The 16530-nt window shown below is 65.2% G+C and carries 11 protein-coding genes; 6 read left to right on the top strand and 5 right to left on the bottom strand.

Annotated elements, in window-relative coordinates:
* Nucleotides 1-171: 171 nt before the first annotated feature.
* Both murB and murC read right to left on the bottom strand, forming a co-directional pair.
* Nucleotides 172-1086, bottom strand: a complete 915-nt coding sequence (murB, locus tag ACW177_RS05335) for a UDP-N-acetylmuramate dehydrogenase (RefSeq protein ID WP_492027590.1) — start codon at nucleotides 1084-1086, stop codon at nucleotides 172-174.
* Between the two features lie 172 nt (nucleotides 1087-1258).
* Nucleotides 1259-2671 carry a UDP-N-acetylmuramate--L-alanine ligase gene (murC, locus tag ACW177_RS05330; RefSeq protein ID WP_492027589.1) on the bottom strand — a complete coding sequence of 471 codons (1413 nt, stop codon included), beginning with the start codon at nucleotides 2669-2671 and terminating at the stop codon, nucleotides 1259-1261.
* A gap of 223 nt (nucleotides 2672-2894) precedes the next feature.
* On the opposite strand from murC, the gene ACW177_RS05325 reads away from it, so the two are divergent.
* Together ACW177_RS05325 and ACW177_RS05320 are read left to right on the top strand one after the other, a co-directional pair.
* Entirely contained in the window at nucleotides 2895-4928 is a 2034-nt protein-coding gene (locus ACW177_RS05325) for a carbon starvation CstA family protein (RefSeq protein WP_492027588.1), read from the top strand.
* Nucleotides 4912-5154, top strand: a complete 243-nt coding sequence (locus ACW177_RS05320) for a YbdD/YjiX family protein (protein ID WP_492027587.1) — start codon at nucleotides 4912-4914, stop codon at nucleotides 5152-5154. Before ACW177_RS05325 ends, ACW177_RS05320 begins: the two co-directional genes overlap by 17 nt.
* A gap of 21 nt (nucleotides 5155-5175) precedes the next feature.
* Here the strand turns inward: ACW177_RS05320 and ACW177_RS05315 are convergent, their stop codons facing one another.
* The gene (locus tag ACW177_RS05315) at nucleotides 5176-6453 is read right to left on the bottom strand and encodes a S41 family peptidase (RefSeq protein ID WP_492027586.1); all 1278 of its coding nucleotides are present in this window, start codon (nucleotides 6451-6453) and stop codon (nucleotides 5176-5178) included.
* 136 nt (nucleotides 6454-6589) lie between these two features.
* On the opposite strand from ACW177_RS05315, the gene ACW177_RS05310 reads away from it, so the two are divergent.
* The gene (locus ACW177_RS05310) at nucleotides 6590-7294 is read left to right on the top strand and encodes an HAD family hydrolase (protein ID WP_492027585.1); all 705 of its coding nucleotides are present in this window, start codon (nucleotides 6590-6592) and stop codon (nucleotides 7292-7294) included.
* Here the strand turns inward: ACW177_RS05310 and ACW177_RS05305 are convergent.
* Nucleotides 7285-8076 carry a hypothetical protein gene (locus ACW177_RS05305; RefSeq protein WP_492027584.1) on the bottom strand — a complete coding sequence of 264 codons (792 nt, stop codon included), beginning with the start codon at nucleotides 8074-8076 and terminating at the stop codon, nucleotides 7285-7287. The two genes, ACW177_RS05310 and ACW177_RS05305, sit on opposite strands and share 10 nt — an antisense overlap.
* Nucleotides 8077-8186: 110 nt before the next feature.
* Complete coding sequence (locus ACW177_RS05300) at nucleotides 8187-11144, bottom strand: TonB-dependent receptor plug domain-containing protein (protein WP_492028080.1); 2958 nt, start codon at nucleotides 11142-11144, stop codon at nucleotides 8187-8189.
* 425 nt (nucleotides 11145-11569) lie between these two features.
* Here ACW177_RS05300 and ACW177_RS05295 point away from each other — a divergent pair, with 425 nt between their 5' ends.
* Genes ACW177_RS05295 through ACW177_RS05285 form a run of 3 tightly spaced genes read left to right on the top strand, consistent with a single transcriptional unit; the run spans nucleotide 11570 to nucleotide 16507 of the window.
* The gene (locus ACW177_RS05295; protein ID WP_008261382.1) at nucleotides 11570-11887 is read left to right on the top strand and encodes a ribonuclease E inhibitor RraB; all 318 of its coding nucleotides are present in this window, start codon (nucleotides 11570-11572) and stop codon (nucleotides 11885-11887) included.
* Between the two features lie 25 nt (nucleotides 11888-11912).
* The gene (carB, locus tag ACW177_RS05290; RefSeq protein WP_492027583.1) at nucleotides 11913-15212 is read left to right on the top strand and encodes a carbamoyl-phosphate synthase large subunit; all 3300 of its coding nucleotides are present in this window, start codon (nucleotides 11913-11915) and stop codon (nucleotides 15210-15212) included.
* Nucleotides 15212-16507 carry a glycosyltransferase gene (locus ACW177_RS05285; protein ID WP_492027582.1) on the top strand — a complete coding sequence of 432 codons (1296 nt, stop codon included), beginning with the start codon at nucleotides 15212-15214 and terminating at the stop codon, nucleotides 16505-16507. The genes carB and ACW177_RS05285 overlap by 1 nt, the downstream gene beginning before the upstream one ends.
* Nucleotides 16508-16530: the final 23 nt, after the last annotated feature.

Raw genomic sequence — 16530 nt, 5'->3', positions numbered from 1 at the left:
TCGATTTCCTTCCCGCGCTAGGACTAGAATCATGGCTTCGAATGAAAAATCCGGCTCGAAAGTCGGCACCATTGCTTCCAAGGCGCTTCAAAACCCCAAAAGCGTCACCCCCCCGCGAGATCAAATCCCTTGCTGGCTCTGTTCTAACGCAACGCCCCAGCAAGAAGTAAATCAGGCGCGCCGGCCGATCCGCTTGATCTCCCAGTCCAGCTGAACGCCGGTCTTCAACAGGACATCGGCGCGCACCGCCTCGCCCAGGCCTTCGATGTCGGCGGCGGTGGCCTCGCCGGGGTTGATCATGAAGTTAGAGTGGAGGTCGCTGAACATGGCGCCTCCCCCGGTTTCGGCGTGCAGTTTTCCGCGCCAGCCGGCCTCGTCGACCAGTTTCCACGACGAATGGCCGGGCGGGTTCTTGAAGGTCGAACCGCCGGTCTTTTCGCGGATAGGCTGGGTGGTTTCGCGGCGGCTGGTGATCTCGGTGATGCGGGCTTTGATCGCCGCAGGATCGCCCTGCTCCGTTTCGTAGAGAGCGGACAACACGATCACCCCCGAATCCTGAAGAGCGCTATGGCGATAGCTGTAGGCGAAATCCCCCCCCCCGATCAGGGACGTCTTACCCTTGCGGTCCATGACCGTTGCGGTCGCGATCACATCCGCTGTCTCGGAACCGTAGCAGCCGGCATTCATGATCACTGCGCCGCCGATAGTACCGGGAACACCCGCGTAGAACTCGAGCCCCGCTACGCCTGCGTCCGCAGCCTTTCGGGCCAAGATCGCATCCGGCACAGCCGACCCAACGGAAATGCTGATTGGATCGAGTATCTGAACCTTGTTGAATCCCCGGCCGAGCCGGATCACCACGCCCTCGACGCCGCCATCCCTAATGATGACGTTCGAACCGACGCCAAGCGTCGTGATCGGCATTCCGGAGTCAGTGTTGGCTAGAAAATGAGAAAGATCGTCCTCGTCTTCCGGCATGAACAGAACATCAGCGTTTCCGCCCACCCGAAACCAGGTGAAGGGCGCCAGGGGCTCGTCCCGCAGCAGCTTGCCGCGCACGGTAGGGAGTTTGTCACGCCAGGTCATCAGATCCTCATCTCTCACTTTCCTTCTCCCGTGGGGAGAAGGTGGCCCGCAGGGCCGGATGAGGGACCGCTGGTGGGCCAGCCCGCACCACCTTACCCCTCACCCTTTCGCGCCAGAACGACGGCTTCGCCGCCGTGCGCTCAAGCCCTCTCCCGTCGGGAGAGGGTATGGTTCACCCCAGCGCCTCCAACTGCGCCGGCAGGCCATAGGCCCAGCTGGTGATGTCGCCGGCGCCCAGCAGCACGACCACATCGCCCGGTTTGGCCTCTTCCTTGATCAGGCGCGGCAGGACGGCGGCGTTCTCCAGCGCCTGGACATGGCGGTGGCCATAGCGGCGGATGCCGTCGGTCAGGGCGTGCTTATCCACCCCCTCGATCGGCTGTTCGCCGGCCGGATAGACGTCGGCGACGATCACGCTGTCAGCGTCGGAAAAGGCGGTCGAGAAATCGTCCATCAGGTCGCGCAGCCGGGTGTAGCGGTGCGGCTGGACCACGGCGATGACCCGGCCTTCGGTCACCTGGCGCGCGGCCTTCAACACAGCGACGATCTCGACCGGATGGTGGCCATAGTCATCGACGATGCGCACGCCGTTCACGACGCCCGTGGTGGTGAAACGGCGCTTGACCCCGCCGAACCCGGCCAGGCCCTCGCGGATCGCCTCGTCCGACACGTCCAGCTCGCGCGCCACGGCGATGGCGGCCAGGGCGTTGGAGACATTGTGCCAGCCGGCCATCGGCAGGTGCACGCCCTTGATCGTATGTGTCTCGCCGTTCTGGATCAGGACATCGAACCGGCAACCGTCCGGCCCCATCTCCACATTGTCAGCCCGCACCATGGCCTGGGGATTGGTCCCATAGGTGACCAGCCGCCGGTTATCGATCGAGGCGACCAGCTTCTGCACCTCGGGATGGTCCAGGCAGACGGCGGCGAAACCATAGAAGGGGATGTTCTCGACGAAATCGACAAACGCCTTCCGCACCGCGTCGAAGTCGCCGTAGTGGTCCAGGTGTTCCGGGTCGATATTGGTCACGATGGCGACGGTGGACTTGAGCCGCAGGAAGCTGCCGTCGCTCTCGTCCGCCTCGACCACGATCCAGTCGCCGTCGCCGACCTTGGCGTTGGTGCCGTATGCGTTGATGATGCCGCCGTTGACCACCGTCGGATCCAGGCCGGCCGCATCCAGCAGGGCCGCGACCATCGAGGTCGTGGTGGTCTTGCCGTGGGTGCCGCCGACCGCGATGGAGAATTGCAGACGCATCAGTTCGGCCAGCATCTCGGCCCGGCGCACCAGGGGGATGCGACGCTCGCGCGCGGCCTTCATCTCGGGATTGTCGCCCTTGACCGCCGTCGAATAGACCACGGCCGACACGCCTTCGCTGACGTGAGCGGAATCGTGACCGATGAAGATCCGCGCGCCCAGCTTCTCCAGCCGTTCGGTATTGGCGCTGGCCTTGGCGTCCGAGCCCTGAACCGAATAGCCGATCTTCAGCATGATCTCGGCGATGCCGCTCATGCCTATGCCGCCGATGCCGACGAAATGGACGGGACCGAGGTCAAACGGGACGGGGCGAAGGCGAGCGATCATCCGATGCGCTTAGCAAGGGATTAAGCGGAATGCACGGGGGCGCGTGCATCCAAGTTTCGAACCTGGATGGACGGATGGCGTGTACGACTTTAGTCGATTGGCCTTCGGTCGGCCTATCGTGCAAACAGGCCGTGAAACCGTCAGCCTTTCGGTCGAGTAGGAGTTAGTTGTGGGCAAACTCAGCACCCCCTTAATCTTTGGCGCAATCGCCATCTTGGGGGCGGTGTCCCTCGGCGTTATCGCCCTGCACCAGGGCGAGAGCATCAGCGCGGTCTGGATGGTGGTCGCCGCCGTCTGCACCTACGCCATCGCCTATCGCTTCTACAGTCGCTTCCTGGCCAACAAGGTCATGCAGTTGCAGCCCTCGCGCCCGACCCCTGCCGTGCGGCGCGACGACGGCCTCGACTATGTGCCCACGCCCAGGAACGTCCTGTTCGGCCACCATTTCGCGGCCATCGCCGGCGCGGGGCCGCTGGTCGGACCGGTGCTGGCCGCCCAGATGGGCTATTTGCCCGGCGTGCTGTGGATCCTGGTCGGCGCCGTGCTGGCAGGCGCGGTGCAGGACATGATGGTCCTGTTCATGTCCACCCGTCGTGACGGCAAGTCGCTGGGCGACATGATCCGCACCGAGATGGGCAATATCCCCGGCATCATCGCCCAGGTCGGCGTGCTGATGATCATGGTCATTATCCTGGCCGTTCTGGCCCTGGTCGTGGTCAAGGCCCTGGCCGAGAGCCCGTGGGGCACCTTCACCGTCGCCGCCACCATCCCCATCGCCATCTTCATGGGCCTGTACACCCGCTTCCTGCGCCCCGGTCGCGTGGGCGAGGTTTCGGTCATCGGCGTCGTCCTGCTGATCCTGGCCATCATCGGCGGCGGCCATGTCGCAGCCGATCCGTACTGGGGTCCGGCCTTCACCCTGACCGGCCCGACCCTGGCCATACTGATGATGGTCTATGGGTTCATCGCCTCGGTCATTCCGGTCTGGCTGCTGCTGGCCCCGCGCGACTATCTGTCGACCTTCCTGAAGATCGGCGCCATCCTGGCCCTGGCCATCGGCATAATGATCGTGCGCCCGCACCTGCAGATGCCGGCCATCACCCCCTTCATCGACGGCACCGGCCCGGTCTTCGCCGGCGCCCTGTTCCCCTTCCTGTTCATCACCATCGCCTGTGGCGCCGTGTCGGGCTTTCACGCCCTGATCTCGTCGGGCACCACGCCCAAGCTGCTGGAGAACGAGAGCCAGATCCCGCTGATCGGCTATGGCGCCATGCTGTGCGAAAGCTTCGTCGCCGTCATGGCCCTGATCGCCGCCACGGTGCTGGACCCGGCCGTCTATTTCGCCATGAACAGCCCGGCCGCCATCATCGGTAAGGATGCGGTCTCGGCCGCCGCCGCCGTGGCCCAGTGGGGCTTCCACATCACCCCTGGCGAGCTGGAGCAACTGGCCCGCGACGTGGGCGAGCATTCGATCCTGTCGCGCGCGGGCGGCGCCCCGACCCTGGCGGTCGGCATGGCCCACATCCTGTCGGGCGTGATCGGCGGCAAGGCCATGATGGCCTTTTGGTACCACTTCGCCATCCTGTTCGAGGCCCTGTTCATCCTGACCACGGTCGATGCCGGCACCCGCGTCTGCCGCTTCATGATCCAGGACCTGCTGGGCGTCGCCGTGCCCAAGATGCGCGAGACCAAGTCCTGGGGCGCCAATGTCGTGGCCACCGCCCTGACCGTCAGCCTGTGGGGCTATTTCCTCTACACCGGCGTCGTCGATCCGCTGGGCGGCATCAACAGCCTGTGGCCCCTGTTCGGCATCGCCAACCAGATGCTGGCCGCCATCGCCCTGGTCCTGGGCACGGTCGTCCTGTTCAAGATGAAGCGCGAGAAGTTCGCCTGGGTCATGGTCGTCCCGGCGACCTGGCTGCTGATCTGCACCCTGACGGCCGGCTTCCAGAAGCTGTTCCACCCGGAAGTCCGCATCGGCTTCCTGGCCCACGCCCGCAAGTATCAGGAGGCCCTGGGCGCCGGCGAACTGATCGCCCCGGCCAAGAGTGCGGGCGACATGCACCGCATCGTCATCAACGACTACGTCAACTCCACTCTGACGGCGGCCTTCCTGTTCGTGGTCGTCACCATGGTCGTCTATGGCGTCCTGGCCTGCCGCAAGGCCTATCTGAACAACCGGCCGACCGTGCGGGAATATCCCGAGAGCCACGAGCTGACGGCGGCCGACGAAGCGGCGGATGTCGCCCGTGCCTAACGCCTCGAACGAGGACCTGCTCTGCCTGTGCCGCGACACCGCCCTGCGGTGGGGTCGCGGCGTCAAGCGGACGGCAGGCGCCATGATCGGCCAGCCCGATTATGACGCCTATGTCCGCCACGCGGCCACGACCCATCCCGATCAGCCGCCGCTGGACAAGGTCGCCTTCTTCCGCCTGCACGAACAGCGCCGCTTCGGCGGCTCGGGCGCCTTCAAATGCTGCTGATCGGATAGAGAGAACCTGGGCCTAGAGCCCGCTAGGCTGACCCGCAGCCTGCACATGTTCGGCCCTCAGAGCGGCGATGGCCGCCTCCAGGGTCGGATCCTCACCCGCGCGGCGCTGGGCCACGGTGCGCGGGGCCTCGATGTCCGGCGTGACCCCGTGCTTCTCCAGCCGCACCCCGCCCGCCGTGACGAAATTGGCCCGGCTCAAGGTCAGCCGCCCCCCGTCCGGCAACTCCGTCTCCTGGGCGATCAACACCGAGCCTATGGTCTTCTCGCCCACGACGATCCCCCGCCGCGCCTCTTGCAGGGCCGCCGGGGTCAGCTCCGCCGCGCTGCGGCTGCCGCGGTCCACCAGAACCGCGACCTCATTGGGCACAGGCTCGCGCCGGTCGCCGCAGTCGCCCGACGCGGTCAGGGTCACCGCCCGCCCGGTCCGCCCCGTCTGGGTCGCCCAGACCCGGTCGCGCGGCAGGAAACAGGTCAGCACCGACTCCGCCTCCGACAGCCGCCCGCCCGGATTGGCCCGCAAGTCCAGGATCACATCCACATCCGGCGACAGTCCATCCAGTTCACTGCCCAGCCAGCGTCCCAGGCCGGCGTCGAACTGCTCCACCGTCAGCACCAGGACCCCCGGCCGTGTCTTGTCCGCCGTAAACGGCTGCGGCCCGTCCATCAGGCGCGGAACCAGGGTCGTGTCGCGCCGCGCGCCCGTCTCGTCAGTCAGGACCAGATGCACAGCCCGCCCGTCCTGCACCTCGACATCCGGCCCCCAGGGACGCCCATCAACGCTGTTCAGGGTCCAGCCCAGCTGTACTCCGGCCTCCTGCGCCGGCGAGCCCTCGCGCACCCGCTCCACCGTCCAGATGTCCGGATCCTCGCCCCGCATCAGGGTCATGCCCATGACCGCACGCCGCTCATACTGGGTGTCCTGACGGCGCACGGCCGCCGGCGGGCTGGCCCCGGCATGACCGTCGTCCAGCAGGTCCAGCATTTCGTTCAGAACCCGGTACAGCGCCCGGTCGTCACCGGCCGCCGCAGCCTGGGGTCGGAACCGATCCCGCGCCGCGCCCCAGTCCACCCCGTGCAGGCCGGGGTCGTAATAGCCGCGTCGCACCTCGCTCCAGACCTTGTCGAACACCCGCTGGTTCATGCGGGCTCGGTCTCGCGACGGCCCCACCTGCACGATGTCGGAGAAGCGCGTCCCGGTCGTCGCCTGGGGCGCGCTCGACGCCGACCCGGCCGCCAGCATCAGGCTTAACGACAAGGCGCTGGAAACACTCAGGAAGCGACGACCGAACATGGGAGGATCCTTGGCCGAACCCCGCTCGCCGCGCAAATCACGAAGAGTCGCGCGCACCGCCCGCGTCTTGTCTTCGCCACAGGCTCGGGCCAAGAGCCCCGCACCTGATTTTCGGACCGCGCCCCGGACGACCCCCATGCCCATCACCACGGTCGGCCTCGATGCCGACGACACCCTCTGGCACAACGAAACGATCTTTCGTCTGACTCACGCCCGGTTCGTCGATCTGCTGGACGATCACGGCGACGCCGCCACCATCGAGGCGCGCTTGGCCGAGACCGAACAGCGCAACCTGCGTCTCTACGGCTATGGCGTGAAGGGCTTCACCCTATCGATGATCGAGACGGCCATGGAGCTGTGCGACGGCGGCGCCCCGCCCGAGGTGGTGCGCGAGATCCTGGCCGCCGGTCGTGAAATGCTGGCCCACCCGGTCGAGACCCTGCCCGGGGTGGACGAGGTGGTCGCCCAACTGTCCGAAAACTATCGTCTGGTCCTGATCACCAAGGGCGACCTGCTGGACCAGGAACGCAAGCTGGCGGCCTCCGGTCTCGGCGACCGGTTCGCGGCGGTCGAGATCGTCTCGGAAAAGGACCGCGCCACCTACGACCGCGTCTTCGCCCGCCACGGCACCGGCGCGGCCGAAGCCGTCATGGCCGGCAATTCGATGAAGTCCGACGTCCTGCCCGCCATCGCCGCCGGCGCCTTCGGCGTCCACATCCCCTACCACGTCACCTGGGCCCACGAACTGGCCGACGCCCCGGTGAACGAGCCGCGTTATGTCTCGCTGAGCCGGATCGGCGAACTGCCGGATTGGATTGCGGCGGTGGCGGATCAGGCGTAGCCTAACAGGGCCCTCAGTCCGGGAGCCTGGAAGTCAACCAACCGTTTCTGCTGTTCCGGCAGGGTCAATGGCAAAACCATCCCGTCCGGCAGTTGAAGATTCTCACGCGCGGTGCGGCTCAGCTTGCGGTCGGAACCCACGCGAATTCGGGCTTTCCAGTCCTTAGGCATGGCGATGCCGCACGCCTCAAGCAGATTGCGGAAATAAGCCTCGGCCTGCGGCGTTTCGATGGTCTTCAAGGCGTTCAGAATGTCTTCGTATCGCACCAGATAGACGCCTGTGCCTAACCAGGCTGCCGCGTTATGCGTGAAGATGTCGATCAACGCGGGCGTCTTCGCATGAACGCCGAAGATCATCATGTTGATCAGCGCCTCGGGGCTGAAGACGCCAGATTTCAGATGCGCCAGGTTTTCCTGGTGAAAGGCGTCGGAAACGAAAAACCGGGCTCGGGCTAGAACCCAGTCATACGGATCGCGCACCAGCAAGACATGCCGCGCGGTGCGCACATTAGCCAGCGACTGATCGCTGAAGAGCAGATGCGCGGCGGCCAGCATCGGCTGATGCGGATTGAAGGCGGCGAGGTGCAGATGCATGTTCGGCACCTGGACGAAGTCACGATCATAGTGCTGCTCAACCGGCACGAACATGCGAACGATGTTTCGCAGCAAGTGAGTACCGCCCTTGGGCACGCTGTTCAGCAACACCGGCTGCTTAAGCGGCGCCTGTTCGAATTTCGACACCTCTGCGTCGAGCGTGTCTTTGATGCCTGAGATGATAGCCATGAGCCGACCTTAGCACGCCATGATCCAAGGACGCTTCCCCGGATGAATCAGAAGGGGCGGCGGATCACTCCACCGCCCCTCCCGATGATTAAACCTTCTCCCTCAGACCGTCAGAACGACTTGGTCAGGCGGACGAAGACCCGGCGGCCATAGTAGGCTTCGGTGTACTGCGAGGCCAGGATCGAGTTGCCGGTGGTCGAATATTCACCGATCGTGGTCGAGGCTGCGGGCGGCTTCTCGTCGAACAGGTTGGCGACGCCGCCCATGATCTTCCAGTCGTCAACCTCGTAGCCCAGCGAGGCGCTGTGGAAGCCCGTAAACTCGGCCTCCGCCTTGACCTCCACCGTACGGCCGTCGATCGTGATGTACGGCGAACCGTTGCCTTCGAGGAATTCGCCGAAGCTGGACTGGTTGCCGATCCAGTCAAAGCCCCAGAACGCGGTCCAGGGACCGCGGGTGAAGCCCAGATTGATGTTGCCGACCAGCTCGGGATACTCCACCTCGCCGAGGGGATCGCTGAAGTTGCCGGCGAACAGCGACGTATAGTTCTCCAGGGTCCAGGTGGTCTGGCTGTCGAAGGTCAGCGTGCCCCACGGCGTGTCGTTGACGTAACGGACCGTGAAGTCGATGCCCCGGTTCTGTTGCTCAGCAATATTGATATAGCTGTCACGGACCTGCGTGATGCCAAGGTTAGGGTCACGATCAAACTGGTTGCAGATCGGGTCGGTCGGGAAGTTGTCCGACAGATAGCAGGCCGACAGGATGCCGCTGGCCCCCAGGTTGGTGACCTGATCGTTGATCTCGATCTCGTAATAATCGACCGCCAGGCTCAGGCCGCTGTCAGGCGGCGTGATGATCACGCCCAGGACCGTCGACTTGGAGGTTTCCGGCTCAAGCACGCCCAGACCGCCGCCCGTAGTGATCGTCGTGGACGAGTTGCCGCCGGTCCAGTCCCCGGCCACGCCGCCGCCCGGTCCGGCCGGATTGGTGCAGTTGTTGTACAGTTGCTGGGTGACGGCGCCGTCTTCCAGACGCTGATCCAGGTTCAGGCAAGGATCGATGTTGCGCTGACCGACGAAGCTGGTCTGATCGGCCAGATACAGTTCGAACAGGGCCGGGGCGCGGAACGAAGTGCCGTGCGTGGCGCGCAAACGAATCGCGTCCGTCAGCGCCCAGTTCAGCCCCACCTTGTAGGTCGATGCGTCACCCGAGGTCTTGGTGTCGGTATAACGACCCGAAAGCGACAGATCGAGGTTCTTGATGAAGGGGACGTCGGCGACCAGCGGAACCGCCAGTTCAACATAGGCTTCGCGGGTTTCTTCCGAACCCTCGGTGATGCCGGCGCCCGACAGACCCCAGCTGTTATTCGCCAGCGTCACCTCACCCGGCGTGTCGTTGATCTCGTCACGGCGGAGGTGGAAGCCCAGCGCCATGCCCAAGGGACCGGCAGGCAGCTCCATCAGGCTGCCGGCGATCGAGCCCTCGACATAGGCCTGCTCATAGACGGTATTGCCCGTCTCGGTGTCGAACAGGAAGGCGCGCTCCTCAGCCGTCAGATCGCCACGCAGGACGCGCGGATCCGTAAAGTCCATGTCGATACAGGGCCGGCCGCTGATGGGCAGATTGGTGCCCACGCAGCTCGAGGTCTTGAAGCTGGTCGAGTCGACGGCGTCATCCAGAATGACGTCCTGCGTGTAGTCGCCGTCGGAGTGGCTGTACTGTGCGAAGACGTCCCACTTCCAGTTTCCAAGCGAGCCGATCTTCAGATCGCCACGCAGACCGACGACGCCGCGGATATAGTCGACCCGCTGGGACTGATCGAAGTGATCGGTGACCGGCGTGGCGCTGAGCAGATTCAGGCCGGAAAAACCGGTGACCGGATCACCGCCCGAACCCGGACCGTAGTAAAAGTCCAGGAAGTCGTTCGTATAGGTGTAGTTCCAATACTGGCGATAGCTGTCGGTGCGGCTCTCGCGGCGGTTCAGCAGGAACTCACCGTAGGCTTCGACACCGCCCCCCAGTTCATAGGCGCCTTCGACGAAGACCGTGTAACGCTCGACCTCGGGAACGACGGTCTCGTCTTGAGCGAACGGATGGCTAGCGTTGACGACCGCTCGTGACGCGGCGTCATAGTTCACGACATAAAATCCGTCCGGAGCGGTCGGATACAGGGCGCTGGTGGCGGGGTTGGTCGGGCGCGTAGGAATATAATTCCCCAGATCGCCGTCATAATCGTACTGGAAACGACCAGCGCGACCCGAAAAGTCCGGACCATAGACAAAAACCTGTCCCCAGACGGTGTCGTTGCAGGTCGGCTCCCCCGTGCGCGGGTCGATGCGGTCAGCGCGGTTACGTGTGCCCGGCTCGAACACATACTGGTTCTTGCAAACTAGGTAATCGCGATCACCAGCCCTCAAGGCTTCCTGACGATAATAGTCCGCCGACAGGTTGACGTAACCGCGGTCGAACTTCTTACCGTAGGATCCGGAGATATTATACTGCTCGCCGCCGCCATCGACCGGCGCCGTGGCGAAGGCGCTCATTTCGCCGCCGTCCCGGGCGCGGTTGGTGATCAGGTTCACCACGCCGGCGACGGCGTCCGATCCATAAATCGAAGATGCGCCATCCTTAAGGATGTCGACGCGGTCGATGGCCGACTGCGGAATGACGTTCAGGTCGAAGGCCGAAACGCCGCCACGGGTGCCGGCCGGACCGGCGCGACGACCATTTAGCAACACCAGAGTGCGGTTGGCGCCGAGACCGCGCAGCGAAATGGTCGAGGCGCCCGGTCCACCGTCGGTAACGAAGGCGCTCGAGATGGTTGAGTTCACCTGAGGCGAGCCGGCCGCGATTGTGGACGATTGCAGAAATTGGGCTGTGTCGCTCAGTCCACGCTGCTGCGCCCGCTCGGATGTCAGAACCTGAACCGGATCGGAGCTCGTGAACTCATTGCGGGGGATGCGAGATCCCGTCACAACAACCTCGCCCACCTCCGCAGCGGTTTGGGCTGCGTCCTCTCCTTCAGCAGCCGCAGGCGTGTTCTGCGCAGCAGCAGGAACGGCGACCATAAGGCCAATAGCGGAGAACATGCTGCCTGCGAGCAACCGAGAACGACGATATGACAACTTCTATCCCCTCAAGAACATTTGGCAGCAACAAGCAATTGGCTGCACTTGTGCCACCAGCGGCAAGCACGTAACATTTACTACACTAATGCCACTTATCGGCCTCAGCCAAGCCCAAAACGTGCCTTGACTGCAACAGAGCCCCTGCAAACACGACCTATTGAAACACCCTTCCTGACTTCCGCCTTGATCGACCGCTTCACAAGGCCTCGATGAAATAACGCGCCCCCCTTCCGTGATGTTTCCGGTTGCCCCCCCGCCCCTCCCTCTCTAAACGGGCCGCTTAACCGACAACCCGACGCGAGCTCCGCACGGCGACGCCTTGCGGCGACTATGCGCGCGCAAACTACGAAGGATCAGGTCGCCCCTTGGACGCCTCGGACATCAGTCATGACGAACGCGACGCCATGGTGCGTGCGGCGCTGGCCGAACAGGGCGACAGCGGCGTGACTCCGCGCCACACGCTGTTCTTCTTCCTCGGCGACGAAGACGCCCACGGCGATCTGTGCGAGGTGGCGCGGCGCGCCGGCTTCATCGCGCGCGGCGACGGCGACATGACGATTCTCGAGACCACCATGGCCGTCGATGCGGAGAGTTTCGCTCCCGTCTCGTCCATGATGCAGACCTGGGCCGCGGCCTTCCAGCTGGAATACGACGGCTGGGAATGCGCGGTCGTGACCCATTAGCGTTCAATAAGAAGAAGAGCTGGCGATGCCCAAGCGCACAGACATTAAGTCCATCCTCATCATCGGCGCCGGCCCGATCGTCATCGGTCAGGCGTGCGAGTTCGACTATTCCGGCGTCCAGGCGTGCAAGGCGCTGAAGGCCGAGGGGTACCGAGTCATCCTGGTCAACTCGAACCCCGCCACCATCATGACGGACCCCGAGGTGGCCGACGCCACCTATATCGAGCCTATCACGCCCGAGATGGTCGAGAAGATCATCGCCAAGGAACGTCCCGACGCCCTGCTGCCGACCATGGGCGGCCAGACCGCGCTGAACACCGCCCTGGCGCTGGACGCCTCGGGCGCGCTGAAGAAGTACGGCGTTGAGATGATCGGCGCGAAGGCCGAGGTGATCGACAAGGCCGAGGATCGCCAGAAATTCCGTGACGCCATGGACAAGCTGGGCCTCGAGTCGCCCCGCTCCAAGGCCGCCCACTCGATGGAAGAGGCGCTGGACGGGCTGGAGTTCGTCGGCCTGCCCGCCGTGATCCGTCCGTCCTTCACCCTGGCCGGCACCGGCGGCGGCATCGCCTTCAACCGCGAGGAGTTCGAGGAGATCGTCCTGCGCGGCCTCGACCTGTCGCCGACCACCGAGGTGCTGATCGAGGAATCGGTGCTGGGCTGGAAGGAATACGAGATGGAGGTCGTCCGCGACACGGCGGACAACTGCATCATCATCTGCTCGATCGAGAACATCGACCCGATGGGCGTCCATACGGGCGACTCCATCACCGTCGCCCCTGCGCTTACGCTGACCGACAAGGAATATCAGCGGATGCGGACTGGCTCGATCAACGTCCTGCGCGAGATCGGCGTCGAGACCGGCGGTTCGAACGTCCAGTGGGCGATCAATCCCAAGGACGGCCGCATGGTCGTGATCGAGATGAATCCGCGCGTGTCGCGCTCGTCGGCGCTGGCGTCCAAGGCAACCGGCTTCCCCATCGCCAAGGTCGCGGCGCGTCTGGCGGTCGGCTACACCCTGGACGAACTTCAGAACGACATCACCCAGGTCACGCCGGCCAGCTTCGAGCCGAGCATCGACTATGTCGTCACCAAGATCCCGCGCTTCGCCTTCGAGAAATATCCGGGTTCGGAGCCCCTGCTGGGCACCTCGATGAAGTCGGTGGGCGAGGTCATGGCCATCGGCCGCACCTTCCAGGAATCGATGCAGAAGGCCCTTCGCGGGCTTGAGACCGGCCTGTCCGGCTTCGACGAGATCGAGATCGAAGGCGTCGCTGACGTCGAGGACGCCGGCGCCGCCCGCGCCGCCGTTGTCCGCGCCCTGGGCATCCCCACCCCCGACCGCATCCGCGTCATCGCCCAGGCCTTCCGTCACGGCCTGACGGTGGAAGAGGTCAACGCCGCCTGTTCCTACGAGCCCTGGTTCCTGCGCCAGATCGCCGACATCGTGCGCGAGGAAGGCCATGTCCGGGTCAAGGGCCTGCCGACCGACCCGACCGAGTTCCGTCGCCTGAAGGCCAAGGGCTTCTCCGACGCCCGTCTGGCCCATCTTGTCGGGTCCACGGAAAAGGCCGTGCGTCTGGCCCGTCGCGGCCTGAACGTCCGCCCCGTCTTCAAGCGGATCGACACCTGCGCGGCCGAGTTCGCCAGCGCCACCGCCTATATGTATTCGACCTATGAGACCGGCGCCCTGGGCCAAATCCCCGAGTGCGAGTCCCAGCCGTCGGACAAGAAGAAGGCCATCATCCTGGGCGGCGGTCCGAACCGGATCGGCCAGGGGATCGAGTTCGACTACTGCTGCTGCCACGCGGCCTTCGCCTTCGACGACATCGGCGTCGAGTCGATCATGGTCAACTGCAACCCCGAGACCGTCTCAACCGACTACGACACCTCCGACCGCCTGTATTTCGAGCCGCTGACGGCCGAGGATGTGCTGGAGCTGATCGAGGTCGAGCGTTCGAACGGCGACCTCATCGGCTGCGTCGTCCAGTTCGGCGGCCAGACCCCGCTGAAGCTGGCTCACGCCCTGCAAGAGGACAATATCCCCGTCCTGGGCACCAGCGTCGACTCCATCGACCTGGCCGAGGACCGCGAGCGCTTCCAGCAGATGTTGGAGGCCATCGGCCTGAAACAGCCCCCCAACGGCCTGGCCCGCAGCGCCGAAGAGGCCGCCCAGAAGGCCGAGGAAGTCGGCTATCCGGTCGTCCTGCGCCCCTCCTACGTCCTGGGCGGACGCGGCATGATGATCGTCCACGACCGCGAGCAGCTGGACCGCTACGTCCATGAGGCCATGCGCGTCTCGGGCTCGGACCCGGTCCTGATCGACCACTATCTGAACCGCGCCACCGAGGTGGACGTGGACGCCCTGTGCGACGACGAGACCGTCTTCGTCGCCGGCGTGCTGGAACATATCGAGGAAGCCGGCGTCCACTCGGGCGACAGCGCCTGCTCCATGCCGCCCTGGTCCCTGTCGGCCGAGACGGTGGCCGAGCTGAAGCGCCAGACCACCGAAATGGCCAAGGCCCTGAAGGTGCGCGGCCTGATGAACGTCCAGTTCGCTATCGAAGAGCCACACAGCGAGAACCCGCGCATCTTCGTGCTGGAGGTGAACCCGCGCGCGTCCCGCACGGCGCCCTTCGTGGCCAAGACCATCGGCCAGCCGATCGCCTCGATCGCCGCCAAGGTCATGGCCGGCGTGCCGCTGAAATCCTTCGGCCTGATCGACAAGCCCTACGACCATATCGCGGTCAAGGAAGCCGTCTTCCCCTTCGCCCGCTTCGCCGGGGTGGACACCATCCTGGGCCCGGAAATGCGCTCGACCGGCGAGGTCATGGGCCTGGACTGGAAGCGTGAGGGCGAGGCCGACATGGCCCCCGCCTTCGCCCGCGCCTTCGCCAAGTCCCAGATCGGCGGCGGCACCACCCTGCCCACCGCCGGCTGCGCCTTCGTCTCGGTCAAGGAGGACGACAAGCCCTTCATCATCGATGCGGTGAAGACCCTGCAATCCGAGGGCTTCTCCATCATCGCCACCAGCGGCACCCGCGACTATCTGGCGACCCAGGGCATCGAGGTCGGCCTGGTCAAGAAGGTGCTGGAAGGCCGCCCGCACATCGTGGACGCCATGAAGAACGGCGAGGTCCACCTGGTCTTCAACACCACCTCGGGCAAACAGTCGCTGCAAGATAGCTTCAGCCTGCGCCGCACCGCCCTGATGATGAAGATCCCGTACTACACCACCACCGCCGGCGCCCTCGCCGCCGCCCAGGCCATCGGCGCCATCAAGGCCGGCGACCTGGATGTCCGACCGATCCAGGACTACGCCTGATGAAAGCCGCCGGTCGCATTGTTCTGGCGACCGGCGGCTCCCTCGGGGATCTGCACCCCTTCATCGCCCTGGGCCGCGCCCTGCAATCGCTCGGCTATGACGCCGGGATCGCCACGGCTGTCGATTATCGCGTCAAGATCGAGGCTGCGGGTCTGACATTTCATCAGGTCGGCCCCAGCATCGCCGACCTGACGCGCGAAACCGGCATGGACCTGCCGGCCCTAACCGCCGCCATAGCCAGGTCTGATCGCTTCCTGTTCGGGGACATCCTTCTACCTCGGGCCGAAGACGCCACCCGACAGCTGATCGCCGTCACAGAAGGCGCCGCCGCCGTCGTGGGCTCCACCCTCGCCATCGGGGCGCAGTTTGCGGCCGAGCACTGGCGCATTCCCTGCGTGGCCGTGTCGCTCCAGCCGACCATGGTCTTCTCGCGTTACGACCCGCCCTTCCTTCCCGCCGCGCCTTGGCTGAAACCGGCGACCAGCGGGCCTCAACTCTGGCTGAATGATCTCACCAGAGCGCTGGGTCGGATGAGCACGGCCCGCTGGACCCCGCCGATGAACGCCATCCGCTCCTCGCTGGGTCTGCCGCAGACCAAGGACAACATCGTCTTCGACGCAGGCCGTTCGGCGGACCTGTATCTGGGGCTCTACTCACCCCTGCTGAGCCCCCGCCAAGCCGACGCTGCTCCCAACTTCGACGTCGTCGGTTACGCCGCCTACGACAGCGAGACCGGGGCGCCCTCCGCCCTTGCTCCCGAGCTAGAGGCCTTCCTGAAGGCCGGGCCGCCGCCGCTGGTCTTCACCCTCGGCAGCGCGGCGGTGAACATCCCCGGCGACTTCTATGTCGAGAGCCTCAAGGCCGCCCGCCGGTTGGGCTGTCGCGCCGTCCTGCTGGTGGGTCCTGACGGCGACCAAACCTTGGCCAAAGCCGACCCCGAAATCCATGTCGCGGCCTACGCCCCCTTCTCCCTTCTGTTCCCCCGCGCGGCGGCGATCGTGCATCAGGGCGGGATCGGCACCGTCCATCAGGCCCTGAGCAGCGGTCGCCCGCAACTGGTCGTGCCTCACCTCGGCGACCAGTATGACAACGCCGCCCGCGTGGTTCGGCTGGGCTGCGGTCGGTCGCTGGCGCGACCTCGCTACAGGTCTAACACGGTCGCTGCGGCCCTTCGCGCGCTGGCGGAGGATCCGCTGATTTCGGCCCGCGCCAAGGCGGTCGGCCCTCAAGTCCGCGCCCAGGACGGTGCCGCCAATGCGGCGGAGCGCATCAGCCGCCTCCTCGTCGGATCATGAGCAAAGCTTAACTGGACGCCCCC

This window comes from Brevundimonas sp. AVps23W, assembly GCF_058681395.1.
The sequence above is the reverse complement of the archived record's forward strand: the minus strand, read 5'-3'. Positions and strand labels throughout refer to the sequence as shown.